At 53.0% G+C, this 23,496-nt stretch carries 15 protein-coding genes; 12 read left to right on the top strand and 3 right to left on the bottom strand.

The window, feature by feature from the left end:
* The first annotated feature begins 7 nt into the window (after window positions 1-7).
* The 3 genes from ACI1P2_RS02515 to ACI1P2_RS02505 are packed head-to-tail and all read left to right on the top strand — an operon-like array spanning window position 8 to window position 3,846.
* Window positions 8-1,102: an extracellular solute-binding protein gene (locus tag ACI1P2_RS02515; protein ID WP_355316533.1), complete on the top strand. Its 1,095-nt coding sequence runs from the start codon at window positions 8-10 to the stop codon at window positions 1,100-1,102.
* Entirely contained in the window at window positions 1,099-2,106 is a 1,008-nt protein-coding gene (locus tag ACI1P2_RS02510; protein ID WP_355316531.1) for an ABC transporter ATP-binding protein, read from the top strand. The genes ACI1P2_RS02515 and ACI1P2_RS02510 overlap by 4 nt, the downstream gene beginning before the upstream one ends.
* Window positions 2,107-2,121: 15 nt before the next feature.
* On the top strand, window positions 2,122-3,846 hold the full coding sequence (locus tag ACI1P2_RS02505) for an ABC transporter permease (protein WP_355316529.1): 1,725 nt from the start codon (window positions 2,122-2,124) through the stop codon (window positions 3,844-3,846).
* Window positions 3,847-3,920: 74 nt separating this feature from the next.
* Here the strand turns inward: ACI1P2_RS02505 and ACI1P2_RS02500 are convergent, their stop codons facing one another.
* Window positions 3,921-4,853: an aldo/keto reductase gene (locus ACI1P2_RS02500; RefSeq protein WP_355316527.1), complete on the bottom strand. Its 933-nt coding sequence runs from the start codon at window positions 4,851-4,853 to the stop codon at window positions 3,921-3,923.
* Window positions 4,854-5,123: 270 nt separating this feature from the next.
* Here ACI1P2_RS02500 and ACI1P2_RS02495 point away from each other — a divergent pair, with 270 nt between their 5' ends.
* The 6 genes from ACI1P2_RS02495 to ACI1P2_RS02470 all read left to right on the top strand — a co-directional run bounded on the left by ACI1P2_RS02495 (window position 5,124) and on the right by ACI1P2_RS02470 (window position 13,536).
* Window positions 5,124-6,452 carry an LLM class flavin-dependent oxidoreductase gene (locus ACI1P2_RS02495; protein WP_355316525.1) on the top strand — a complete coding sequence of 443 codons (1,329 nt, stop codon included), beginning with the start codon at window positions 5,124-5,126 and terminating at the stop codon, window positions 6,450-6,452.
* A 30-nt stretch (window positions 6,453-6,482) separates the two neighbouring features.
* Window positions 6,483-8,120, top strand: a complete 1,638-nt coding sequence (locus ACI1P2_RS02490) for an ABC transporter substrate-binding protein (protein ID WP_355316523.1) — start codon at window positions 6,483-6,485, stop codon at window positions 8,118-8,120.
* Between the two features lie 36 nt (window positions 8,121-8,156).
* Window positions 8,157-9,083 carry an ABC transporter permease gene (locus ACI1P2_RS02485; RefSeq protein ID WP_355316522.1) on the top strand — a complete coding sequence of 309 codons (927 nt, stop codon included), beginning with the start codon at window positions 8,157-8,159 and terminating at the stop codon, window positions 9,081-9,083.
* 73 nt (window positions 9,084-9,156) lie between these two features.
* Window positions 9,157-10,050 (top strand): ABC transporter permease, encoded by an 894-nt coding sequence (locus tag ACI1P2_RS02480; protein ID WP_355316520.1) that lies wholly within the window; start codon window positions 9,157-9,159, stop codon window positions 10,048-10,050.
* Between the two features lie 21 nt (window positions 10,051-10,071).
* Window positions 10,072-12,105, top strand: coding sequence for an ABC transporter ATP-binding protein (locus ACI1P2_RS02475; RefSeq protein ID WP_355316518.1), 2,034 nt, complete (start codon window positions 10,072-10,074; stop codon window positions 12,103-12,105).
* Window positions 12,106-12,363: 258 nt separating this feature from the next.
* Window positions 12,364-13,536, top strand: coding sequence for a M20 metallopeptidase family protein (locus ACI1P2_RS02470; protein ID WP_355316516.1), 1,173 nt, complete (start codon window positions 12,364-12,366; stop codon window positions 13,534-13,536).
* Between the two features lie 262 nt (window positions 13,537-13,798).
* Here the strand turns inward: ACI1P2_RS02470 and ACI1P2_RS02465 are convergent, their stop codons facing one another.
* On the bottom strand, window positions 13,799-14,545 hold the full coding sequence (locus tag ACI1P2_RS02465) for an MBL fold metallo-hydrolase (protein ID WP_355316514.1): 747 nt from the start codon (window positions 14,543-14,545) through the stop codon (window positions 13,799-13,801).
* 230 nt (window positions 14,546-14,775) lie between these two features.
* On the opposite strand from ACI1P2_RS02465, the gene ACI1P2_RS02460 reads away from it, so the two are divergent.
* Together ACI1P2_RS02460 and ACI1P2_RS02455 are read left to right on the top strand one after the other, a co-directional pair.
* Complete coding sequence (locus ACI1P2_RS02460; protein ID WP_355316512.1) at window positions 14,776-15,207, top strand: Lrp/AsnC family transcriptional regulator; 432 nt, start codon at window positions 14,776-14,778, stop codon at window positions 15,205-15,207.
* 41 nt (window positions 15,208-15,248) lie between these two features.
* Entirely contained in the window at window positions 15,249-15,812 is a 564-nt protein-coding gene (locus ACI1P2_RS02455) for a delta-aminolevulinic acid dehydratase (protein WP_355316510.1), read from the top strand.
* 93 nt (window positions 15,813-15,905) lie between these two features.
* Here the strand turns inward: ACI1P2_RS02455 and ACI1P2_RS02450 are convergent, their stop codons facing one another.
* On the bottom strand, window positions 15,906-22,316 hold the full coding sequence (locus ACI1P2_RS02450) for a phosphodiester glycosidase family protein (RefSeq protein ID WP_355316508.1): 6,411 nt from the start codon (window positions 22,314-22,316) through the stop codon (window positions 15,906-15,908).
* A gap of 301 nt (window positions 22,317-22,617) precedes the next feature.
* Between ACI1P2_RS02450 and ACI1P2_RS02445 the strand changes: the two genes are divergently transcribed.
* Entirely contained in the window at window positions 22,618-23,421 is an 804-nt protein-coding gene (locus tag ACI1P2_RS02445) for a class I SAM-dependent methyltransferase (protein WP_355316507.1), read from the top strand.
* The last annotated feature ends 75 nt before the right edge of the window (window positions 23,422-23,496 follow it).

The raw sequence follows: 23,496 nt of genomic DNA, 5'->3' as shown, positions 1-23,496 counted from the left end.
GCAAACCATGAAAAAAACATTTGGCAGACTGATTACGGGACTCTTCACCTTAATGCTGGTTGCAGGCTGTGCAAGCGGGAATTCTTCACCCACAGGCAGTACGGCTTCATCTGATGCGGCAGCACCTGGCGCGGCGGCGTCTGAGGGCTCGCTTGTTGTATATACCAATTCCGGCGGGGACGGCCGTGACGTGTGGTTGAAAGAACAGGCCAAAGAAGCCGGTTTTGACATCTCTATTGTAAGTCTGGGCGCGGGAGATTTGGCCAACAGAGCCATTGCCGAAAAAAACAATCAGGTGGCGGATGTCGTTTTCGGCCTCAATCCGATGGAATACGAACGCTTGAAGCGTGAGGATCTGCTGCTGAAATACGAGCCGGTATGGAGCAGTGGTGTCGACCAAACGCTTGGTGATGCTGAAGGGTATTACTATCCCATCGTGACCCAGCCTTTGCTTATGATCTACAACACAGATCAATACAACGGGCAGACGGCGCCCAAAGATTGGACGGACCTGGCCACCAACCCTTCATTCAAAGATAAATATACAATCTTGTCCTTGGGCGGCGGCACTTCGAAGTCGATATTGGTAGGCTTGATCAGCCGTTATCTGGATGAGTCGGGTGAGTACGGCGTTTCGGCGGAAGGCTGGGACATGGTCAAAAAATTCATTCAAAATGGACATGTTCAGGAAGAAGGGGAAGACTTTTTCGGCAATGTGGCCAGCGGAAAACGCCCTATCGCCGAAATCTGGGGAAGCGGACTGCTGCAATTCAACAGCGATACCGGCGCTAAAAACGTAGATTATGTTGTCCCGGACGTCGGCGTACCTTACACCGTAGAACAAACAGCTATTTTCAAAAACAGTCACAACGCAGAGCTTGCCAAGAAATTTGTGGACTGGTTTGGTTCGGCGGAGGTGCAAGCGAAGTGGTCCAACCAATTCGGAACGATTCCGGTGAATAAGGATGCCGCTTCTCAAGTCAAACCGGAAATTAAAGCGATGCTGGAAAGAGTACATCCACAACAAATTGATTGGAAAAACGCATCCGAGAAGATCGAAATGTGGATGGAAAAGATCCAACTGGAGTTTGTGCAGTCATGATTGAATTTAAGGATATTCAAATCAAATATGGAGATTACGTGGCCATTGACCGTTTGAATCTTCATATCCGGCCAGGTGAATTTTTCACCTTTCTTGGACCTTCCGGATGCGGAAAAACGACGACCTTGCGTGCACTGGCAGGCTTTATTACACCTTCTCAGGGCTCCATTCTCGTAAACAACAAGGAAATCACCCACCTGCCGGTTGAAAAGCGTAAAATAGGCATCGTATTTCAAAGCTACGCCCTGTTCCCCACCATGAATGTTTATGACAATATCGCGTTTGGATTGAAGCTGCAGAAAAAATCGCGTGAAGAGATGGATCAGAAGATTAAGGAAGTGGTCCAAAAAATCGGCTTGAATGAAAGCCACTTTACCCGTAATGTGGCAGAGCTTTCCGGAGGGCAGCAGCAGCGGGTTGCCTTGGCCCGGGCCATTGTGCTGGAGCCGGACATCCTTTGTCTGGACGAGCCCCTTTCCAATCTTGACGCCAAAATGCGCACCGGTCTAAGAAGCGAGCTGAAAAGGCTGCAGCGCGAATTAGGCATTACTACCCTTTATGTCACCCATGACCAGGAAGAAGCTTTGACCCTGTCAGACCGGATCGCTGTTTTTAATAAAGGGAGAATTGAGCAAATCGGAACACCCTACGAAATATACAACAGGTCTGCCACTGAATTTGTATGTGACTTTATCGGGGACATGAACCGCCTGGACCAAAACATTTTGCAAACAATAAATCAACAAACCGGCAGCTCGCTGAACCTTAACCGGGAAGGCTATATCCGCCTCGAAAGGGCCAGTGTCCACAAGTTGTCTGGTGCAGACGTGGCTTTAAACGGAGAAATCGTGGACAGAGAATATCACGGCATGTATATCAAGTATACCTTGGATATCGGTGGAAGCCATATTAAATGTATTGAAAAAAACGATGGCGATGTCTATTTCGAAGCAGGTGAAACGCACAGGCTGTACCTGAATTCCCGTGACATTATGCAGTTTTGAAGGCAGGTGAATGCGATGATGAAAAATAACACGGCAAATTGGCTGCTCCGCATTGGGCCTGGCGGACTTGTGCTTAGAGTCGGACTGCTTTGGGTGATCGTGGCCCTGCTCATTTATCCGAACCTGAATATGATTACAGGTATTTTTTACGATGATGGGCATTTCTCCGCAGAAATCATCCGGAAGCTGTTCTCTTCCGAACGGGCCATGCACTCTCTTGTGAACAGCTTTATCCTCGCCATCTCCATGATCGTCACGGTTAATATTGTGGGAATACTGCTCGTTCTATTTACGGAGTACCTGGATATCAAGGGGGCATCCTTTCTTAAACTAGGATATTTGAGTACGCTGGTTTATGGAGGTATTGTCCTTAGTACGGGCTACAAATTTGTATATGGCGACAGCGGGCTGGTCACAAATTTGCTGCTTAAATTTTTTCCCGGTATGAACCCTGAATGGTTTACAGGCTATGGCGCTGTCTTATTTGTGATGACGTTTGCCTGTACCTCGAATCATATCATTTTTCTGACGAATGCCATTCGGGGCATAGACTATCAGACGATAGAAGCAGCCAAAAATATGGGGGCCTCTTCATTAAAGATTTTTATGCGGGTTGTGCTGCCCACGCTTAAGCCTACGTTGTTTGCTGTTACGATTTTGACTTTCATCACAGGGCTGGACGCCATGTCTGCTCCTTTGGTGTTGGGCGGGCCGGATTTTCAGACCATTAACCCTGTCATTATGACCTTCGCCAAAAGTAGCTACTCGCAGGATGTTGCGGCATTATTGGCCGTTATTCTGGGTATCGCGACGGTCGTTTTGCTGGCCATCATGAACAGGTTTGAAAAGAACGGAAATTATATCTCCGTCTCCAAAGTGAAATCCAAAATTCAGAAGCAAAAAATAACAAATCCGGTGTTGAACATCGCCGCACATGCGCTGGCATATGTACTGTTTCTCATTTATGCTGTTCCTATCGTACTGGTTGTTCTTTATTCGTTCTCCAGCTCTCAAGCGATTCGTTCCGGAGTTTTGAATCTCAGTGAACTGACACTGGGCAATTATTTGACGATTTTCACTTCTGCAGAAGCATTCCGGCCGTTCGTCATCAGTACGGGGTATTCTCTGGCAGCGGCCATACTTGTGGTCATTCTAGCTTTGATTGCATCCCGGATCGTGCAAAAAGATAACCATAAGATTAATATGGTCTATGAGTATGGAATGATGATTCCGTGGCTGCTGCCCGGAACGCTGATCGCTCTTGGACTCATGACCACTTATAATTCACCCAAGTTCATGATGTTCAATCAGGTATTGATCGGCACAGGCGCTATTATGCTGATTGCTTATATCATCGTCAAGATTCCCTTTTCCTTGCGGATGATTAAGTCGAGCTTTGCCAGTGTAGATACGTCATTGGAGGAGGCTGCCCGCAGTATGGGAGCCAGCTCTCTCTATACGATGCTCAAGGTTATTTTGCCGGTGATCCTGCCCACATTGTTGCCGGTCGTGACGCTTAACTTTAATAGTTTGCTTTCAGAGTATGATCTGACCGTATTGTTATATCATCCCCTGATGCAGCCGCTTGGCCCTGTCATCAAGGCAGCGAGCGACGAATCCGCATCCGTCAATGCGCAGGCCATGCTGTTTGTGTATTCCGTGCTGTTAATGCTGATCTCGTCCCTCGCGCTGTGGCTTGTTTATGGAAAAAAGCCGTCGTTCAACAACCGCAAGCATTAAACAAATCCCCCTGGGCCGCATGGCACAGGGGTTAAACTGTTGGCACGCACAGGCGTCCCGCAGCGGTATCGCCGTTAATCGCGGAAAATCTCGCTGATCGCTTGGGTCTCCGAATCGGTCAGGCTGACGTCCAGTGTTTTCAGATTATCCTTCACCTGCTCCGGCTTCTTGGCCCCGGGAATGAGCACGTCGATGGCCGGCTGCTTCAAATACCAGGCAAGCACAAGATGCGCGAGCTCCACGCCTTTTTGGTCGGCAATCTGCCGGGCCTGCTCCACCTTCTCCAGATTGCGGAGAAACGCTTCTCCCTGGAATAACGGAATGTGCGCGCGGAAATCGTTAAACTTCGTCTCAGGTGTATATTTACCGCCAAGCAGGCCGGAAGCGAGCGGGAAATAAGGTACAAACGAAATGCCGCTGCTGCTGCAGTAAGGCAGCAGCTCCTGTTCGGCTCCGCGCACAAACAGGTTGTATTCGGACTGCAGCACATCAACGTATCCGTCCTTGTTCGCTTCCCGCAGCTGCTCGACGGAGAAGTTGGATACGCCGATGGCACGGATTTTACCCTCCTCCTTCAGCTTTTGCAGAGCGCCGACCGCTTCGTCCTTCGGCGTGTTTTCATCCGGGAAGTGAATATAATACAAGTCGATATAATCCGTCCCCAGCCGTTTCAGGCTGTCTTCCACCGACTGCTTCAGAAAGGCCGGCGAGTTGTCCATCACGGTTTGGCCGTCCACGAATTTATGCGCGCCTTTGGTGGCGATCACGGCCTTGTCCCGCCCGGTCTCCTTCAGCACCTCCCCGATCAGCTCCTCGGAACGGCCAGGTCCATAGATAAAAGCTGTATCCAAAAAGTTGACCCCATACTCCAGCGCAGTGCGTACGACGTCTTTGCCTGTTTCTTCGTTCAAATTAGGATAGATATTATGCCCGCCAACCGCGTTAGCTCCTAATCCGATCCGGTTTACAAGCAAATCCGTTTTACCCAATCGAATATGGTCTGACATGTACGATCCACTCCCTTGATTTTGGATTTTTAATACAATTCCACTTTTAATGATAGAAAAGGTATCGCCCAAAAGCAAATTGTGCCCTTGATCACCCAACAGCATTTGAACCAGTTGTTTTGTGAAATCAATCGAAACTTTAAATGGATGTATTGAATTTTTCAAATATACATTGTCCGGTTGTTAGCCTATTATAGCAAATATAAATTACAGTAATCCAAGTCGTTTAGACGGGATTTGTTTTTTAGCTGGAGAAAGGGGAGAAACAGCATGGCTCAAAATCGATATCTCAAATTGGGGACCTTCCTGCAAGGCGTTGGTTCCAGCATGTCCTTGTGGAGACATCCCGAGTTGGAGGCGGATGCCAGCATTCGCTTCCCGCTTTACGTGGATCTGGCCCGCAAAGCGGAAGCCGGTAAATTTGATTTTGTATTTATTGCGGATGGGCTCCATATTAACGAAAATTCCATTCCCCATTTTCTGAACCGGTTTGAACCCCTCACTTTGCTGTCCGCACTGGCTGCCGCGACTTCGCGTATCGGACTTGTCGGAACATTGTCCACCTCCTACAGTGAGCCTTTTACGGTGGCACGGCAGTTTTCCTCGCTTGACCACATCAGCGGCGGGCGCGCCGGCTGGAATGTCGTCACCTCTCCATCCGACGGCGCTGCCGCCAATTTCAATAAAGGCAAACATCCGGCCCACGACGACCGCTACCGGATCGCTGAGGAATATCTGGAGGTTACGACAGGACTGTGGGATTCGTGGGAGGACGATGCGTTTATCCGGGACAAAGCGAGCGGCGTGTTTTTTGATCCGGCCAAACTTCATCGGCTTAACCATAAAGGTGAATTTTTCTCCGTACAGGGCCCATTGAATATCGCCCGTTCCAAGCAGGGACGTCCGATTATATTCCAGGCCGGCTCATCCGATGCGGGACGGAATCTGGCGGCCAAAACGGCGGATGCCGTATTTACCGGACAGGAGACATTGGAAGAAGCGCGAGCCTTTTATAAAGATGTCAAAACAAGAGCGCAGGCTTATGACCGTTCTCCGGAAGAGGTGCTGATTTTCCCAGGGATATCCGTCATTGTGGGCCGGACGGCGGAGGAAGCGGAGCGCAAATACGAGGAGATTGCCGGGCTTGGTTCCATACAGGACGCCCTAACGTATCTTAGCCGTTTCTTCGACTATCATGACTTTACTCAATATCCGCTGGATGAACCGTTTCCCGAGTTGGGCGATTTCGGTTCCAACGGCTTCCGCAGCACAACGGACAAAATCAAAAAAGACGCGAAAGAGCTCCATTTGACCTTGCGTCAAGTCGCTCTGCGGGCTTCGACACCAAGAACGGCGTTTATCGGAACGCCGGAGCATATCGCGGATCAGCTTGAGGAATGGTTCCGGGAGGAAGCGGCCGACGGCTTTATTATCGGGTCCGGTGTACCGGGGGGCTTCCATGATTTCGTGGATCAGGTGGTCCCGCTTCTTCAGCAGCGCGGGCTGTACCGTAACGAGTATGAAGAGGATACGCTGCGCGGGCATCTGGGGCTGCCCTATCCAGAGAACCGTTACACCAAACAGAAAATCACAAATTGACCTACTCTCAACACAGGGGGATCAGAACAAATGAAATTATCCAAACAGCATCGATATGTGACGGCTTTGATTTTGACGGTTTCATTGCTCTTGTCCGCCTGCTCCGGCGGCAGCGGGGAGAATGCAGCTGCCGGAGCGGATCAGGCCGCTTCAGGCCAAACGACCGCAGGTGGGGAGCTGACCTATGCGTTGGCGACTTCACCCGATACGCTGGCCCCGCAGCAAAGCGGGTTGGCCGTTGCCACACGTGTATACAGGACCATGTTTGATAATCTGGTGGTCAAACTGCCGGACAATACGATTAAACCTTGGCTCGCAACGGAATGGAGCATATCCGACGATCACAAAAGCTATACATTCAAGCTGCGCAAAGGCGTTAAATTCCATGATGGCACACCGTTTAATGCGGAAGCCGTGAAGTTCACCTTCGACCGTATTCTCGATCCGAATGTGAAGGTAGGCAATGCCGCCGCCCAAATCAGCCCTTACGAATCCTCCGAAGTGATCGACGAATATACGATTAAGCTGAATCTGTCCCAGCCATCCAGGGCTTTCCTGGGCAATCTGAGCCAGGGCCCGTTAAGCATTATATCGCCAACGGCGGTCAAGAAATACGGGGATGAGTTCGGCAAGCATCCGGTTGGAACCGGACCGTTCAAGTTCGTGAAATGGGAGGAAAACTCTGAGATCACCGTGGAACGTAATCCGGAATACAATTGGGCCCCGGAAACGGTGGACAATCAAGGAGCCCCTTATTTGGATAAAATCACATTCAAAATTGTCCCCGAAGAAGCGACACGCATCGGCAGCGTACAAAGCGGACAGGTGCTTGCCGCCGAAACCGTTCCTCCGCAAAATGTACTTGCCTTAAAAAACGATCCAAATTTTCAGATTTTGGAGACGGATACCATTGGTTTACCCTACACCTTGTTCATCAACCGGGAGCATGCGCCCTGGAATGAACTGAAGGCAAGGCAGGCGCTGCAGTATGGCATTGATGTGGGCGCGATCGTAAAAACCTTGTATCTAGGCACCTATAACCAGGCCTGGTCCGCTTTGACGCCTGGCGTATTCAGCTATGACGAGTCGCTGGAAAATTCGATTCAGCCTGATCAGGCCAAAGCGGCGGCTTTGCTGGATGAGCTCGGCTGGAAGCCGGGTGCGGACGGGATCCGGGAGAAGGACGGCAAGAAGCTGACGCTTCATTATGTGGATGGTTCGCCAAACCGTGAGAAACGCAATGATATTGCGGTCATGATCCAGCAGCAGTTAAAGAAAATCGGCATTGACGTTCAGGTGGAGATTACGAAAGATGTAGCGACAGTCATCTATCAGAACCAGGATTATGACTTGTACGGCAACAGCCAGGTTAACGGTGATCCGAACGCCCTTTATGCTTTCTATCATACGCCCGCCGCAGGAGCCAGTACGTTGTCTAAGCTTTCCGACCCGCAGGTGGATCAATGGCTTGAGCAGGGCGCGGTAGAGACGGATGATGCCAAACGTGCCGAATTGTACAAAAAAGTGCAGCAGTACATTAAAGATCAGGCGGTAATTATACCGATCTACGTATTCCCTTACACCGTAGCCGCCGCCAAAACGGTCCAGAATTTGAAATTCGATGTGCTGGGATACCCGCTATTCAACGATGTAAAGCTGCAACATTAGTCGGGGCAAAAATGTGAACGAGGAGGTATCGGCATCATGACCAGAATGATTGCGGGCAGGCTGGCCAGCTCGCTGCTGGTGGTTTTCGGCTCGGCAGGCCTCGTATTTTGCATCCTTTATTTGCTGCCAGGGGATCCCACCAATACGATTCTGGACCCATCCACAGCCACGCCGGAAATGATCAATAAACTGCGCCACCAGCTTGGCGTCGACCGTCCCTTATACGTTCAGCTGCTCGATTATTTCGGGGACCTGGTACGCGGTGATTTTGGCAGATCGCTGCTGGATTCCAGCCCGGTTCTGCCTAAAATTGTAACCAGCTTTCCCCCTACTCTGGCGCTGACGGCTGCAAGCATGGCCATTTCGGTCATTGTCGGCATCCTGCTGGGCGTGCTCTCGGCCATTCACCGCAACGGGTGGATCGATATCCTTGCCCGTCTCGTAGGCTTGTTCGGTATCTCGATGCCCACCTTCTGGTCCGGTATTCTGCTCTTGTTGATCTTTTCCGTTCATCTGGGCTGGTTTCCCGCGATGGGCTCGGACGGCTGGAAAACGCTTGTGCTTCCCTCGATCACCCTGGGCATTATCGGTTCCGGCTTTATCGTGCGCCTCGTCCGGAACAGCATGCTGGAAGTGATGAACGAACCTTACATCGTCACTTTGCGCGCTAAAGGCATTGTGGAGAGAACGGTCATGTACCGCCATGCTCTCCGCAATGCGCTGATTCCAGCGATCACGATGATCGGCATGCTGGTCGGCGAAATGCTGGCCGGCACGGTCGTCATCGAAACCGTGTTCTCCAGACAGGGAATCGGGCGCATCCTTGCTGACGCAATTATGGCTAAGGATCTGCCGGTCGTGCAGGGAGTCATCTTTTTCTCGGCGATCATTTACGTCACGGTGAATTTGCTGGTGGATCTTTCGTACACGATGATTGATCCGCGATTGCGCAGGTCCCTGTAAAGAAGGCGGTTCTTGGCGGGCGCTTGCCCTGCCAGGTATACGCAGCTTTAAACGGAAGGAGGTTTCACAGAAAATGAGAGACACCGCAATAGACAAAAAGCTCTGGAGAACCGCAAGCGAAAGAGTTCAGCCCTTGCTGCCCTTCCGGCGCGTCAATGTAGCCAACCTGTTTGTGCTGGCAGCCGGGGGGATTATTTTATTCATGCTGGCCTGCGCGCTGGTGCCCCAGTGGATTGCCCCTTATCCTCCCACGGAGATGCAGACAGACAGCATTCTGCAGCCCCCGAGCAGCAAGCATTGGTTCGGTACGGACTACTTCGGACGGGATGTGTTCAGCCTTGTCGTATACGGCAGCCGGGATTCGCTGTTTATCGGCCTGATGTCCGTCATTGTGGGAGGCTTGGCCGGAAGCGCGATCGGTTCTCTCTCGGGTTATCTGGGAGGAAAATGGGATCTGGTTTTGATGCGTTTCATCGATATTCTCATGACGATTCCCGGCATCCTGCTGGCGCTGGCTATCGCGGCCGCGTTGGGACCGGGCCTGCTCAATATCGTGCTGGCTGTAGCCGTGGCAGGCATCCCCAATTATGCCCGGGTTATGAGGGGACAGATCATGAGCATTAAAGGGCGCCCTTATATTACGGCGGCCATCTCCATCGGAATGACCCGCCTGGACGTCTTCCGCAAGCATATATTGCCCGGTTCGCTGTCCCCGCTGCTCGTGATGGCTACCTTGGGTATTGGCAGCTCCATTTTGGCAGGAGCGGGGCTTAGCTTCCTGGGACTCGGGATGGTGAAGGAAATTCCCGATTGGGGGGCGCTATTATCTCAAGGCAGAGGGTATCTGACCGTAGCCTGGTGGATCTGCACCTTCCCCGGTCTTGCCATTACTTTATTTGTGTTATCCGTCAATCTGATCGGCGACCGGCTGCGCGACCATTTGGACCCGAAGAAGGCCGGAAGCTAAGCTAACGAAGGAGGGCAAGCATTGAGACCACTACTTGAAATCGAGCATCTGTCCGTTGAATTCCCTGCCCGGCCCGAACCTTTACGGGTGCTTCACGATGTTTCCCTGACGATCGGGACACAGGAGACGCTTTGCCTCGTGGGTGAATCCGGCAGCGGGAAAACGGTGACCTCAAAAGCCGTGATGCGGTTGACCGATTTCGAACACGGCCGGATCACCAGCGGACGAATTCGCCTGAACGGGACGGATTTAACCCAGGCGACCTCCAGGGAGCTGCAGCTGTTGAGGGGTAAAAAGATGGCGATGATCTTTCAGGAGCCGATGTCCGCCTTTGATCCGGTATACACGATCGGCCAGCAAATCATGCAGACCATTCTGACCCATGATCGCTTCAAAACACGTGTGGAAGCTAAGCAACGAGCCATATATCTGCTGTCACGCGTCGGCATTCCCGAGCCGGAGCTGCGAATGAAGCAGTATCCGGGCGAATTGTCCGGGGGCATGCTACAGCGGGCCATGATCGCGATGGCCTTGTCCTGCGGACCCGAGCTGTTAATCGCGGATGAACCGACGACCGCCCTTGATGTTACCATCCAGGCCCAGATTTTGGGCCTACTTCAGGAGCTGAAGCAGGAATTCAATATGTCCATTCTGCTGATCACGCATGATTTGGGGGTGGCGGCACAAATCGCCGACCGAATCGTCGTGATGTATGCGGGCCGGATCGTCGAGCAGGCAGCGGCCGCCGAACTGTTCAGCCGGCCGCTCCATCCGTACAGTCAGGGACTCCTGCAGTCCGTGGCAACGCTGGACACGGAAAAGGGAACCAGGCTGCCATCCATCGAAGGTTCGATTCCGGCGCTGACGGACCTGCCGTCAGGCTGTCTCTTTCACCCGCGCTGCCCTTTCGCTACGGACCGCTGTATGCAGGAGGCCCCTCCGCTCGAACACAAAGACGGGCGGGACGTCGCCTGCTGGCATGCCGAACTTTTACAACGTTTGGTACCCTCCGGCAAATCCGCAGGGCAGGCAGCGCCTGTCACCGGCGATGCTGCCTCTCCAGCCTATGTTTCCTCCTCCCGCCCGACGGACGCACCAGAGCTGTTTCAGATTAGCGGGCTCAGCAAATATTACCCGGTAAGAGGCGGACGGCTGGGGCGACGTTCTTTTGTCCGCGCGGTGGACGATGTCAGCTTCTCCATCCGGCAAGGAGAAACCTTCGGCCTGGTCGGGGAATCCGGCAGCGGCAAATCAACCCTGGGACGGCTGCTGCTTCAGTTGGAGAGCCAAACCTCAGGTGAGGTAAAATTTCAGGGACGGGAGCTGTCGAAGCTGCGTGCGGCGGAGCTTCGAAGTATTCGCCGGGACTTCCAGATGATTTTTCAGGACCCATACGGTTCGCTTGACCCCCGCTGGAAGGTGGGAGAGATCATTGGGGCACCGCTTGAGGTCCATGAAAAATTAAGCGGAAAGGAGAAACGGCTCAGAGTCGGGGAGTTGCTGGAATCGGTTGGGCTGGCAGCCTCTGCGATGGATCGATACCCGCATGAATTCTCTGGCGGACAGCGGCAGCGAATCGGCATCGCTCGGGCAATTGCGCTGCGTCCCCGCTTTATATTGGCTGATGAAGCGGTATCGGCGCTGGACGTATCCGTGCAGGCGCAAATCGTGAACCTTCTGCTTGAACTTCAGGAGAGGCTGGGGCTGACCTATTTGTTTATCGCTCATGGCCTGCAAATTGTCCGGCATATTTCGGACCGGATCGGCGTAATGTATCTGGGCAAGCTGGTGGAAATCGCGCCCTCTCATGAGCTGTTCGCGAGCCCCGCCCATCCATACACCCGGGCGCTGATCGAATCCATTCCTCATATGACCCCGGGACAACAATTCATTGCGAACGGCATACAGGGGGAAATCCCTTCACCCGCCCGTCCGCCGTCCGGCTGCCGCTTTCATACGCGCTGTCCTTTTGCCACAGCCAAATGCCGGTCAGAACAACCCGAGCTTGTCCCGGCTGGTAATGACCGTTTCGTCGCCTGTCATTATCCTTTATAGAGGTTGTTCAAAAAGTCATCTTTTGATCACGAAGCAGATCAGTAAGCGGACTCGACATCGAATCTTGCATTCAGCCAGGACTTCCGGTGCTCACGTACCCCAAGTACGCTCCGCTCCTCAGTCCCTAGCTTCATCCAACTCAAGCGTTTTGAAAAAACGCACTTCGGAAGCATACGCTTCGGTGCTGAAAACCTGACTTTTTGAACTCGCACTTATAGTTATTTGTACAAACATATCAACGCTAGGAGGGCTGAGCCCATGTATGATGCTTTTGCGGCCAGGTTGGCCGAACATGAACAGCAGCTGATTGAATGGCGCAGATATTTGCACCGGCATCCGGAGCTTTCTTTTCAGGAAAATAACACGGCCCGCTTCATTGCGGAGCAGCTCCAATCCTTCGGCATTGAAGTCCGGACCGGCGTTGGCGGCAATGGTGTACTGGGCTTTATCCGCGGCGGAAGCACGGGGCCGCGCATCGCTTTCCGCGCGGATTTTGACGCTTTGCCCATTCAGGATGAGAAGGATGTTCCTTATAAATCAGAGGTGCCCGGCGTGATGCATGCTTGCGGCCATGACGGTCATACGGCTGTTTTGCTTGGCGTTGCACGTGTGCTTCAGGAATTTCGGGAGACGCTTCATGGAGAGCTGGTGCTGATCTTTCAGCATGCTGAAGAAAAACCACCGGGCGGCGCCAAGTTTATGATCGAGGACGGCTGCCTTGATGGAGTGGACGCAGTTTACGGCATCCATTTATCATCAGAGTATCCTCTCGGCAGACTCGGACTGAGAGCTGGTCCGGCGATGGCTGCCGTTGATGCCTTTACGATTGAAATTCACGGCAAGGGCGGACACGGGGCCAGACCGCACCAAACCGTAGATGCGCTGGTCATCGGAGCGCAGATCGTGGGCGGGCTGCAGCAAATTGTCAGCCGCAGAGTTGATCCGCTCGAATCCGCTGTGGTAACGGTGGGGCAATTCTCTTCCGGCACGGCGTTTAATGTCATTGCGGATAAAGCGGAGATGCAGGGCACGGTACGGACGTTCAGCCCGGAGGTACGCAAGCAGATTGAAGAAGAACTCAGAAGCATTGTTCAGGGATTAAGCGAGGCTGGTGGCGCGCGCTCTGACATTCACTATTTAAATGGATACCCCCCACTGGTTAATCCGGCGGCAGAAACGGAAAGGGTGAAAAAGCTGGTTGCAAAGCATTTTGGCGAGGACGCTTTCCTTGAACCGCCTCCGGTCATGGGAGCCGAGGATTTTGCCTATTATCTGGAGCATAGACCGGGCGCTTTCATCCAAGTGGGGGCAAGAACAGAGGATGTACGGACCCAGTATGCCCACCATCATCCCAAATTTGATTTTGACGAACGGGCGCTGTTGAATGCGGGAAACACCTTTCTTGCACTGGCGCTGGACTATTTAGGTTGAACCGTTTAATCACCACTTTATCCTGAAGACGGGCTAGTCCTCCTTTCTTGCGTTCTGAGAGGCTCCGAACACGAACCATTCCTCCAATCGCTGTTGTCCCCGAATTTCATTTGATTATTCTGTGATGAAGAAGAAATTCGGGGCCAAAGGCGAGCGCTCCGCTTTTCCGGAATTGCTTCGTTTTCTCCGCTGCTCCGTGCATACCCCGACTTAAAAATTGACTAAAGATAAACAGAAGAAATCGCAACCTTTGGATTTTAAATCACACCCACTCCCCGTCTCCCGGGATAGCCACCCGGTCAAGCAGTCCCTCCCGCTCCAGCCGGCCGTGCAAATCCGCTCTTGTGGCAAGACAGTGGTTGATTGCATCCATGTGCACGGCCACCACCTTGGTATAAGGCACATACTGGCAAAGACGAACTACATCCCCTTCATCCATCGTAATCGGATCACCCTCATTGAACCGCGCTCCCCCGGCATTAACCACCGTTATGTCCGGATGATAGGCATCCAATGCGTTCTGCACATCGTCGCACCAGATCGTGTCCCCCGCAATATACAGCGTCGGCTCGCCTTCTGCTTTGAGGATAAAGCCGGATACGGGACCCATCCGCTTCCCGATCTCCCCTGTGCCGTGCTGCCCTCCAGTTCGGAAGATCGTCACACCTTTCAAGGTGATGTGCTCACTTATCTCAGATACGGAGCTGAAGCCGGCAGATGTGATAGGTACTTTATCCTCCGGCTGACATAGAATCGGTGTTGATTTTGACAGCACTGCTATTGCTGCTTCATCCCAATGATCCGGATGCAAGTGTGTTACAAGTACGGCGTCCGGATCAAGCAGACCATCCACGGCAAAAGGAAGCGGCACGAGCGGGTTGCGGCGGTCGTTCGGCGTATTGATGACCGGCGGGTTCGCCCCGGCGTCACTGAACATCGGATCTATCAGGAACCGTATTTCCGCATATTCCAGCCACAGCGTGGCATGGCGTATCAATTGAAGCTTCATTGTTCTCCACACCCCTTATCTTTCAGATCATGATTCTGCTAAAATTAAGAAAACATCTCCCGACGTGCCCTCACAGAAGACACATCGCGTTTAGCGGAAGTTTTTCTTACGATTCAAGCATGCTTCAGCTCGGCTGAAACTTCTTTAATCTTAATGTAAACGAATGAGAAGGTAATCATCATGGTGAACGGAAAAACCACATTCTACTTTCACGCTGAAAGGAAATTACGATGTTAAGCAATCCAACAATCGATGAGGTGGATTTGCGCATCCTGAAGCATTTGCTGCAGGACGCCTCCCAATCCTACAAAGCCATCGGCCAGCTCGTGCACATGACCGGGCAGGCTGTGGGCGCCCGCGTACGGAAAATGCAGGATCTTGGTGTTATTGAAGGAACGACCCTGCGCTGGAATCCGGACAAAATCGGCCAGGCGGTACACGCCTTTGTTACTGTTTTCCTGACCTCCAACACAGCCCACCAATCGTTTCAGGCATTCGCTGCACAAAGCGAGCAGGTGGCCGAGGTTCACCGTGTAAGCGGCGAAGGCTGTTATTGGCTGCGGGTGCGCGTTGGCTCCCCGCTGGAGCTGAATGATTTCCTCGACAGGCTCCTGAAGTATGGAAATTACAAATTGAGCATGTCGATTGGCCAGATTAAATAAGTACTGTGAGTCATAATAAATAGCCTTTGGAGGTATCTTGAATGAGCAGGCCCGTAAAAAACGTCGCTTTAGTATGCGGACCCGATTGCGATATGGAAACTCAAGCTGTACGTGCGGCTCTAGAATATTTTGGCGCACGTGTCATTACATATTGGATAGGCAGGCCAAAAGATTTCATTTCCGTATTGTCCGGCGAGGACCTTTACAACGGCATTGATATGATCATACTTAATTTTCACGGCTGTACAGGTAAATTCATCATGCCCGAACTGGACATTGATGTGTATGAGGAGGAAGAGCCGCAGGGAGACTTCGGCCCGGAGGAAATATTGCGCTGTGCGAAACTGGATGGCAAAACAGTCATTGCGAATGGATGCACACTGGGGGATTCAAGGCTGGCAAAGGCATTTCTGGATCGCGGCTGTAAAGTCTATATCGGGCCGGATGATTACCCGGATGGCAATGATGCGTTTATGTTTGTGATTCGGCTATTCTATGAAATCATCCAAAATAGCCGGAGCGTAGAAGAGGCCTTCCGCATTGCCAGATCCATAAACAATGAATTGTCCATGTACAGAATCTATGCAAGCCCGCACTCCAACTAAGCTCCTGAAACACATAAAACCCTATACAGAAAAAACCGTGCAAGCCGCAGTTACTTAGTCGGCTTTGCACGGTTTTGTTTTTCTATCTCTTCCTTACTGCTGCTCCATACGCTCCAGCAAATTCAGAACCATCTGCGCACTTTCGGCGCGTGTGCCTGTTGCCAAAGGCTGGAACTGCCCTTGACCCCGTCCCTGCATAAGACCTAGCTGACCAGCCCGGCCGGCGGCCGTACGGGCCCATGAAGGAGCGGGTTCCAGATCGGAGAAGCTGCTGCCTTTTGCTTCATTAGCTGAGTTATCCGCTGCATACTCATAAGCCCTCACCAGCATCGCCGCCATCTCTTGACGGGTAATGGTGCGCTCCGGCTGAAACAGTGCTGCTCCTGTTCCTTGAACCAGCCCGGCCTGACTTGCAAGGCTCACCGCTTCCGCATACCAGCTGCCTGCTTGAATATCAGTGAATACCGGTTCAGTATGCTGTCCTTCAAGACCAAGCACGCGCACCAGCATGGTGATAAATTCCGCTCTTGTCACTTCTCTGCCCGGCTCGAACCGGTCAGCGGAGACACCCTCAATCAGCTGTCTGGCTGCCAGCCGCTTCACCACCCGCTCGGCCCAGTGTCCGGATGCCAGGTCGGCAAAGGACTTGTCATACTCCAGCACGGCATAAATCCCGGGCTGGCGAATTTCAGCTGCAATCCGCTCTCCATCCCATTTACCGCCGACATACTCGAACGATCCATCCTCCGCAATGCGGTAGATTGCGGTAAGCTCCCGGTCTGCCGCCGCATCCGCAGCGAATGACACCTGAAGCGGCTCGGAGAAGGTGTCAAGCGTGAAGCTTTTGCCTGCTGCATCCATGATGCTCATGGACCAATTCCGCACAAGGCCGGCGGCCGACACCCTCGCTCCGGTATGGGTGCTCAGCTCGGTCATTAAACGCTCATCATCCGCAACCGGTACAGCCAAGACGGAAATCCATGCCGCCGCAGATGGACCGGACGGGAGCTGTCCGGCAAGCTCGCTCAGAACCGCCGCAGGAATTTCCAGCTGCACGTCCGCTGCAGTGATGCGCAGCGGAGCCCCATTCAGAAGGTCTGCTGCATTACCTGGGAGAAGAACCTGCCGTATATCTTCTCCGATGGCAACGATTGCCGCACCATCACTGCCGCGCGCAGCAAGCTGCTCCGGTGTAATCACAACAGCGTCGTCCGCTGCTGGCGGCGTCGGTGCTGGCGCAGGCGCGGGAGCTGCTCCACCTGCAGTACCACCCGACGGCCGATCCTTATCCCGGTCACGATCCGGTGATGGTGTCGGTGTTGGTGTCGGCTCGGACGGCCCGCTTGTCACCGTCAGCAGATAATCTGCTGACCAGGATTCATACACTGCGCTGATCACCGTTGTGCCTTCTCTAACAGCATTCAGCGTTCCTGTATGATCAAACTCGGCAACTGATTCATTTGAGGATTCAAAGAAAACTCCCTCTGCAAGCAGATAACGGGACCCGTCTCCGTATACTGCCTCTGCAACTACTTTGCCGCGTTCTCCTGCTTCAAGCTCTGCAGGCCCATGGATTTCTATACCTCTTATACCGTCCGCTGCACGCACGACCCGCAGGTTGTACGAGTCCGTCAACCCTTGATACGTTGCGGAAATGACCGTTGCTCCTTGAGCCTTCGCTGTAACGGTTCCGTTCTGATCGATCGCCGCCACATTCTCATCACTGCTGGCATATTTTACTCCTTCGGTCAATGCCTTGCGGCTGCCGGAAGGATACATAGCCTCCACAATGACGCGGTCCGTTCCGCCCGGCACAAGCTGCTGCTTGCCCTTGACCTCAATTCCGCTCAGCGAACCGGCAACTGTTATTATACTTTTGGCCGAAATTTCAGGGTAGCCGTACACCGCCGCCGTTACCGTCGCACTACCCGGCTTCACGGCCGTCACCAGTCCCTGCTCGTCAACCGATACCGCGCTGTCCGGTCCGGATTGATCCACTGACCATATGATTTTTTGAACAGATGCGTTATCCGGTTTGACCACTGCTTTCAACGCAAGGGTTTCCCCAGGGGCAAGCTCCGCCGTTTCCGGCAGCACCTGAAGCGATTCGGGACGCGCGCCGCCAATGGTGAAGCGGTCGATTTCCGTGCCGTCCAATGTTTTGGCTGTTACCGTTATGGCTTCATCCGTAATTTCCACCCCGGTAAAAATCTGCTCATCCTCATCGTAAATCTTCTCCTGCCAGAACCGCTCCGTCAACGCATAGAACTTCGGACCCGAGGAGCCGCCGATGACGTATCGCGTTCCTTGCCCATCCGGCACGATGCCGCCGTTTTCCATCGGATAGCTGCGCATGTAAATATGATCATGTCCGTTCATAGCCAGATCGACATGATGCTTGTCGAACACCGGCACCCACACCTGCTGCGCCCGTTCATTGGCATAGATGCTGCCATACGGTCCCTGATGGAAGAACAGCACCTTCCACTTGCGGTCCGTGTTCGATAGATCCTCATCCAGCCATCTGGCCTGCTCTTCATAGCTTGCGGCCGATCCTTCCGTATTCAGCACGACAAAATGTGTGTCATTGATATCAAAGGAAAAGCTGGAGCCGCGCGTACCGTCCGGTCCGTTCTGCGGATTGTGGAACTGGGCCAGGTAATCGCCGTTTCCGTTGCTGCCCATAACCTCATGGTTGCCGACAAGCGGAACGAGCGTCGTGTTCATCAGCTCATCCTGCGCAGCGTCGAACCACCAATCCCATTGCTCCTGTTCAAAGCCTTTATCGACCATATCCCCGGCATGCACCAGCATGTCCACATCCGGCATGTCCTCAAAAGCCTTGTCCAGCGTCTGTCCCCACAGCCCGAATCCGGCCTGATCCCCTGCCTGCGAGTCGCCGATAAACAGGAATTTCGTCGTATCTCCGGCCATTCCGCTGGTGCGGAATGTGCCCTGTGTACTCATATGAGAGCTGCCGTCGCCCACACGGTATACATATTCGGTGTCAGGCTCCAGCCCTTTCGCCTCCGCCTTGTGTACACGGATCGTTCCGTCATTGTTTGTGTTATACAGCGAGTTGCTTCCGTTCACGCGGGTAACATTGTCTGCCTCAAAATCCGTGAATTCCGAGCGCTTCACCAGCTCGACCATCGTATCGGTCGTCATCGGATCGGTGTGCCATGTGAAATGCCGCTCACGTGCGGCATCCGCTCCCATCGTTACATTGATGCTGCGCGGATCAGCCGTGCCCGCATATTCGGCCACCTTGAAGGTCATCACGGCGCTGTACTCGTCCCCCTTCACCGCTTGGAGAGTGAAGGTTCCGCTGCTGCGAGTCGCCAGGTCTGTTCGCAGCACTCCCGCAGCATCTGCGGCTGCTCTCGGCACTTCCACACCATCAAGCAGCAGCTTCGCTCCCTCGGCCGCCGCCCCGTCCTCACCGGTTACGGTGAAAGAAGCCTCATAACCCTGGGCAATCTCATACGGATCCCAGTTCAGGTTAAGCTTTGTGCGAACGATAGCCTCCACGTCCGCCCCTGTGAAGGAAATCGGCTGACCTGCTCCCTTGGTGGAAGTCACCGAGCCGGACGCAAAAGCGATGGTCAGCGGCTTGGACAATGGCTGCGCCGCTTCCTCCAGCGTATGCGGACCGATATAATCACTTCTTACCTTATAGCGGATTTGCCCGATCAGCTCGTCGTCCGCCAGGCCTGCTTCATTCAGCCCGTGCAGCTCCAGCGTAACCGTGTCCCCTTCAATCTTCGGAACAAGCTGGGCTTCGCTTACCTTGCTTCCCCGCACAACCTCCAGCTCTGATACAGCTGCAGGATCAAACCGGAAAGCCACATGCCCTTCCTTCAGCTCGGCGGCCTTCTCGGCGAAAATATCCAATGTATACGTTTGGCCAGCATACAACGTATCCGGTGTGTCGTACACATAGAACGGTGAACCAAGGTTAACGGTAAAATACCACTCTTGTATCGTCTGATTGCCGCTCAGATCACGCACCGCCACCTTGACTTTATGCCGCCCTTCGGTTAAAGGAGTTTTCGGCTTGTAGGAAATCTGTCCTTTGGGCGGATAAAACCCGTATTCCACCTGCTGCCCGTCAATATAGACACGAATCGTATCCGGATCGATCAGGGTCGTCCCCGGATGCTGCACCGGGTCATAACCATCATCCTCGGCTGTCACGGAAATGGTTGGTGTGCCCGTTTTCACCATTTCATTCGACGCTGGCACCATATCCTTGAAAATAGGCGGAGTTCTGTCCTCCTCGAGAGGACCGTAGATCGCCCGAATGTCGTCGATATAAATCGCGCCGGCCGTTTTATTCGTATTCTTCGTCTCCATGTATCTGACAGGCATATCCATGGTCAGCGGTGTTGTCTTGCCCTTAGGCACCTCGACCTCTACATACTTCCAGCCTGTCCAGTCGACACCGATGTTCTGCTCGGTGAAGTTGACCGGGATAGCGGCGTTGGCGCCGTCCCGGAGCTGTCCGCGCAGCCAGTGCTTCTGCCCGTCGCCATAGACCCACATGCTGATTTTCTCCGGATAACCCGGGATCTGTATCCGGCTATCGGTTGAGGTAGCTGTCAGGTAGGCTCCCGATGTTCCCGTCGTGCCTGTAAAATCATACTCCAGCTTCACCGCCCGGCTTCCGCCGCGCACATAATCGGGATCGGTCACCTCCGAGATGGACACATGGTTCGCCAGCGTACTGCTTGCTTTGTAGCTGCCGATGCCATCCTCGAAATCCTCCAGCATAACCGGCGGAAGGCCCACATTCACCTCAAAGGAAGCTTCGACATTTCCATAAGTGACATAGATTTTGCCCTTGGCCGCGTTCTGATCGGTGGCCGTGAACACACCATGCTCGTCAACGGTGCCAATATCGCCCTCCACACGCCATGCAAAGCTGTCATTTCCTGCTTGAATGGTTTGTCCGCTGCGCAATGCCTTTACGGAAAGGACTGCCTTCTCACCGTTTGAATAAGTCTTGACCTGGTCCGGGAATTCCAGCGCCGTCAGCTTGTCCACGACCTCAATCTGCGCGGTTCCCGCCGCATTTCCGGCAGATGCCCGTACTGTGCCTGTTCCGGCTGTCTGTCCAGCTGTGAACACCCCGCTGCTGTCCATGGTGCCGAGCGCAGGGTCCACCTCCCAGCTCAGCTCCCCCTGATAAGGAGCCGGATGCCCATTAGCATCGATGCCTGCCGCCTTGAAGGTGAAGGAAGCTCCCTGCAAAATCCGTTCCGCTCCCGGCTGAACTGCCAGCCTGGAGGCGGCAGGCTCCTCCGGAGCGGTATTTACAAGCAGCAATCCGTTGCCGATTTTGCGCTCATAACCGTCCGAGCCCTGATTCATCATCTGAACACCTTCTGTTCCCGGCATGCGGGCCACCAGTGTGGATGAGCCGCCTCCGTCCAGATTCATGGCGTTCACTACGCCCATTTCCTGCATGATGGAGGCCAGTTCAGCCGTCTCCATGCCCTCGCTGAAGCCTGGAGCCCGTCCGTCCACCTCGAACAGAACAATGCTGCCATCCGCTTTCGTTCCGATCGCTGTCCGCGGATGCACGCCGGACGGTCCCACTCCGGTCTGTACGACCCCATCTTTTACGAGTGGCCCTTGCCCGCCGATGGCCAGCTCTGCTTCACTCCACTCGCCTTCCAGGGCAAAGCTGGCGCTGAGCTCATCACCCGCCTTGAGTCCCTGGGTAAGCGTGCGCTTGTCACCGGATGCCGACAGGACCACCTGGCCTTCCCGCAGCGGGGTGTCCCCCTGATTCAGCCGCACTTCAGCCACCTTCAACCTCATCGTCTGCCCGCTCTTCACTTCCCCCTCCAGCACATCCAGTACAAACTCATCGCCATCGTTGGACGACTTCGTGGAGGCGGAATAATCGGGAGCGAACAGTACAAGCTGATTCTCGCCGCGGAGGCGGTTTATGCTCGTCAGATATGACGTCTGCCCGCCGATGGTTATGTTCTTCTGCAAAACCGGCTTTCCGTACAGCGAACGTCCGTCGGCTGTCAGACCGAACGCATAAGATGAAGTCCCGCTGTTCAGAATGACTCCTTCATCCATAAACAACCCGTTCGGCACGCCCGTAGCATAGCCGGAAATTTCATAGAAATCGCCGTTAATCCCGGCAATGACCCGGTTTCCGGGCTTGTCTGCATAAGCAGCCATTTCCGTAAGCGGCTCCATCCCGTACACCGTTCCGCTCTTTGTACCGGCATGCAGTTCAAGATGGTCGCTCCCCGGATTGAACTGCACCGCGTGAATCTTCTGGCGGCCACGCGCATCCTGCACATCCATCCAGATGTAATTCGCATCAGGCGCAAGTTCCGTCTGTCTCGAATCCATGATCTGGCCATAGCCGGATACCGGCGGCACATCAAATGCCGCCCTGGCGTAAAGTTCCGGCTGAAGCATGGATAGTAATAACAGAAGTACAACAAGAGCATTGATTTGCCTTATATACCTTCTCACTTTACCAGCTTCCTCCCTATTGCGTTGTCCACAACATCCTGATTTCCCCTGGACAGGAATAAATGCCACAGCATAGGGATCATCGTACTTTTTTTATGTAAGCCCGATATTAAGGAGAGGTTTCGTTTGTGTTAACTGGTATCGAATTATTTCAACGGAGAATGACGCAGGAATAATTTTCTATTATGCTTGTAAGTATAGAAGATAATTTTTATTAAAAGCTTCCAATGAAGTCCTCATCATTTTCATATCAGAGGTTTAATTCTTAGTTCTTTTTACCTTGAAAGGAGGTAGCCGCAACATGAAGGATTACGGCCCGGAATTATTCAAAGGAACGGCACAATATTACTCCAAATACCGCCCGGCTTACCCGGCTGAATTAATCAGATGGATCGTGAATCGTTTTGCGCTGAATGGAAGAGGCAAGCTCCTTGATTTGGGCTGTGGAACAGGGCAATTAACCCTCAGATTCGCGGATTGGTTTGAAAGAATTACAGGCTTGGATAATGAAACGGAAATGCTGGAAGAAGCGCACCAGATTACTGAAGAAATGCGGATCTGCAACGTGGATTGGGTGCATGGAAATGCAGAGAACTATATTAATGGGCTTAAGCATGAGTCTTTTAGACTTGTCATTATTGCCAAGGCGTTCCACTGGATGTACAGAGAGCGTGTGCTTGAGCTGTTATATCCCAAGGTTGAACGGAACGGCGGGGTAGCCATTATTGACAGCTATACCCCTGACCGGAAGGAGCCGACAGATTGGCAAATCGCGGTCGATAAGGTAGTTAAAAAATGGTATGGTCCCGAAAGAAGAGCCGGCAGCTCCACCTACACTCATCCCACCGTCAGTCACGAAGATATCGTGGCAGCTTCTCCCTTTGATGTCGAGGTGCATCGGCTGCCAATCTACGAGCATACATGGACCGTTGAGTCGATCATTGGAAATCTATATTCAACCTCCTTTGGCTCAAGGCGCTTCCTTGGGGACCAGGCGGCTATATTCGAAAAAGAGCTGGAAGAAGCCTTGCTATGCCTCGACAGCAGCGGGATATTCAAAGCTGAAATACACACCTCTATTATTTTGGCCACGCATCAGAAATAAGATAGGACCGTGAAATTGAAATTAAAAAGAATCAGACGGTAGTACATCATCCAGTTGCTCACCGTCTGATTCTTT

This window comes from Paenibacillus jiangxiensis (assembly GCF_046098255.1).
Taxonomy (GTDB): Bacteria; Bacillota; Bacilli; order Paenibacillales; family Paenibacillaceae; genus Paenibacillus; species Paenibacillus jiagnxiensis.
Note: the sequence above shows the minus strand (reverse complement) of the source record. Positions and strands in the feature narration are given on the sequence as shown.

Bases quoted from the DNA above. Each gene is read 5' to 3' on its own strand.
- ACI1P2_RS02480 (WP_355316520.1), top strand. From the start codon at position 9,157: ATGAGAGACACCGCAATAGACAAAAAGCTCTGGAGAACCGCAAGCGAA.
- ACI1P2_RS02510 (WP_355316531.1), top strand. From the start codon at position 1,099: ATGATTGAATTTAAGGATATTCAAATCAAATATGGAGATTACGTGGCC.
- ACI1P2_RS02460 (WP_355316512.1), top strand. From the start codon at position 14,776: ATGTTAAGCAATCCAACAATCGATGAGGTGGATTTGCGCATCCTGAAG.
- ACI1P2_RS02485 (WP_355316522.1), top strand. From the start codon at position 8,157: ATGACCAGAATGATTGCGGGCAGGCTGGCCAGCTCGCTGCTGGTGGTT.
- ACI1P2_RS02505 (WP_355316529.1), top strand. From the start codon at position 2,122: ATGATGAAAAATAACACGGCAAATTGGCTGCTCCGCATTGGGCCTGGC.
- ACI1P2_RS02470 (WP_355316516.1), top strand. From the start codon at position 12,364: ATGTATGATGCTTTTGCGGCCAGGTTGGCCGAACATGAACAGCAGCTG.
- ACI1P2_RS02495 (WP_355316525.1), top strand. From the start codon at position 5,124: ATGGCTCAAAATCGATATCTCAAATTGGGGACCTTCCTGCAAGGCGTT.
- ACI1P2_RS02445 (WP_355316507.1), top strand. From the start codon at position 22,618: ATGAAGGATTACGGCCCGGAATTATTCAAAGGAACGGCACAATATTAC.
- ACI1P2_RS02515 (WP_355316533.1), top strand. From the start codon at position 8: ATGAAAAAAACATTTGGCAGACTGATTACGGGACTCTTCACCTTAATG.
- ACI1P2_RS02455 (WP_355316510.1), top strand. From the start codon at position 15,249: ATGAGCAGGCCCGTAAAAAACGTCGCTTTAGTATGCGGACCCGATTGC.
- ACI1P2_RS02500 (WP_355316527.1), bottom strand. From the start codon at position 4,853: ATGTCAGACCATATTCGATTGGGTAAAACGGATTTGCTTGTAAACCGG.
- ACI1P2_RS02490 (WP_355316523.1), top strand. From the start codon at position 6,483: ATGAAATTATCCAAACAGCATCGATATGTGACGGCTTTGATTTTGACG.
- ACI1P2_RS02465 (WP_355316514.1), bottom strand. From the start codon at position 14,545: ATGAAGCTTCAATTGATACGCCATGCCACGCTGTGGCTGGAATATGCG.